The sequence below is a fragment of the Variovorax sp. 01T439_2 genome, from assembly GCF_056398445.1.
This window is the reverse complement of the sequence record NZ_JBFTPJ010000993.1, coordinates 1-2,096: the sequence shown is the minus strand read 5'-3', so window position 1 is coordinate 2,096 and position 2,096 is coordinate 1. Positions and strand designations below refer to the sequence as shown.

At 67.6% G+C, this 2,096-nt stretch carries 3 protein-coding genes; 2 read left to right on the top strand and 1 reads right to left on the bottom strand.

Features of this window, described 5'->3' with window-relative positions; genetic code table 11:
* Window positions 1-219: hypothetical protein (locus tag AC1DOC_RS30890; protein ID WP_478131248.1), on the bottom strand; the 219-nt coding region annotated here is incomplete at its 3' end.
* On the opposite strand from AC1DOC_RS30890, the gene AC1DOC_RS30885 reads away from it, so the two are divergent.
* Both AC1DOC_RS30885 and AC1DOC_RS30880 read left to right on the top strand, forming a co-directional pair.
* Window positions 202-789: a Crp/Fnr family transcriptional regulator gene (locus AC1DOC_RS30885; RefSeq protein WP_478131247.1), complete on the top strand. Its 588-nt coding sequence runs from the start codon at window positions 202-204 to the stop codon at window positions 787-789. The genes AC1DOC_RS30890 and AC1DOC_RS30885 overlap by 18 nt on opposite strands.
* Window positions 790-955: 166 nt before the next feature.
* Window positions 956-2,096 (top strand): tannase/feruloyl esterase family alpha/beta hydrolase (locus tag AC1DOC_RS30880; RefSeq protein WP_478131246.1); only part of this gene is annotated, 1,141 nt, incomplete at its 3' end.

Sequence of the window (2,096 nt, the reverse complement as noted above, 5' to 3'; positions counted from 1 at the left end):
GCCATAGGATTCGCCAGCCCAAGGAAATTCGCAATGCTCGTGATGCGCGTTCGATCCGGTTTGTTCTTCGCCCGCGCCGAGCGCCCCCGCCCCGCCCGGTGGTGACGCATGCTGCCCCTCAAGGATCTCCACGCCTTCTTCGAGCGCTGCATCTGGCCGCGCGCATTGACGCAGGCCGAGCGAACCAAGGCCTTCGAGGCCTTGTACATCCGCCACCATGAAGCGCACTCCTATGTGTGCCGGCGCGACGAGACCGCCGACAGCTGGATCGGCGTGCTCGAAGGTTTCTTGCGTGTGCAGGACACCACGGTGGACGGCCGCCTGATCATGTTCACCGGGGTTGCGTCGAGCGGGTGGATCGGCGAGGGCTCGCTGCTGAAACCCGAGCAGCGCAAGTACGAGGTCATGGCGACGCGGCCGACCGTCACCGTGCATCTGCCGAGGGCCACGTTCTCCTGGCTGCTCGATCGAAGCATTCCGTTCAACCACTTCATGCTCTCCCATCTGAACGAGCGGCTCGGGCAGTTCATCGCCATGGTCAAGTTCGACCGGCTGCTCGAACCGACGTCGCGCGTGGCGCGGGGAATCTCCAGCCTCTTCCATCCGGTGCTCTATCCGAACACCGACTCCACGCTGCGGATCAACCAGGAGGAGATCGGTTCGCTCGTCGGCATCTCGCGCCAGCGCGTCAACGCCGCGCTGACCGAACTGGAAAGCGCCGGCCTCATCCGGCGGGGCTACGGCTACATCACGGTGATGGACCGGCAGGCGCTTGCCAGGTATCCCTGACCCGCCTGCGGTGCAGCGTGGGAAAGCGAAGGGTTTCTCCTTAGAAATCAGTGGCCCGAATGTCCGTCCCGGAACAGTTGCCCGAGGTCTCGCCTTTCAGAATCACGCAGGCATCGCTCCATGTCGTTGCGGTGCAGAGGCTGACAACCGACAAAGGAATCGAGACATGCACTTCTTCTCCTCCTCCAGGGAATCACGGGCCCGCACCAAGCTCCACGCCGTTGCCGCGGCGGCTGCCGGCGCAGCGATGTTGGCCGCTTGCGGCGGCGGCTCCGATCACCGCGGCGCGGTCCCCGTGCTGTTTCCGGTCCCGCCTGCGGCGCAGCCCGCCAGCCCGCCGCCCGCACCGGCCGTCACGGCCCAGAAGGCCTGCGGCGAACTGAACGGAAAAACCGTGGCCGGCGCCGCGCTCACGGCCGCCATGCAGGACGCGGCCGCGGGCGCGCCCGTCTACTGCAAGGTCACCGGCACGATCGCGCCGGCGCTGAACTTCCAGATCTCCCTGCCCGAGGCATGGAACGGCAAGCTCTACTACCAGGGCGGCGGCGGCTACAACGGCGCGATCACGCCGCCCTCGGTGCCGGCGCTGGGCCTGGGCTATGCCGTGGTCGCAAGCGACTCGGGGCACCAGGGCAATGTCCTGAGCGCGGACTTCGCATTGACCGACACCTTTGCCGCACAGCTGTTCGGCAGCCTCTCGGTGCCCACCGTGATGTCGACTGCCACCGAGACCCTCGCGGCGGCCTATGGCGCCCTGCCGGCCAAGTCGTACTTCGAAGGCTGCTCGAACGGCGGCCGCGAAGCCTTGATGGCGGTGCAGCGCGCACCCAACCTCTTCGATGGCGTGATCGCGCGCGCACCGGCCTACAACTGGGTCGGGTTCATGGGCGCCTTCAACCGCAACTCCAGGGCGCTGGCCGCGCCCGGCGGTGCATTCAGCGCCGCGAAGACGGCCCTCCTGAGCAAGCATGTGCGGGATGCCTGCGACGGGCTCGACGGGCTTGTCGATGGCGTGGTGTCGAACCAGGCCGCCTGCACGCCGGCGCTTGCCAATGTGGCTGCGCTGCGCTGCGCCGGCGGAACCGACACGGGCGACACCTGCCTGTCGGACGCGCAGCTCGACGTGGTCGCGTCCTGGACCACGCAGGCCGCATTCACCGGCAGCCCCACCTTCCGCAACGCAGGCTGGAACCTGACCGGCAACGAGGACGATCCCGGCGCCTGGCGGACCTGGCTCACGGGCGACGGCAGCGTTACGTCGGCGCTGCAGTTCCTGTTCCAGGACACGACGGTCAAGAACTACCTGG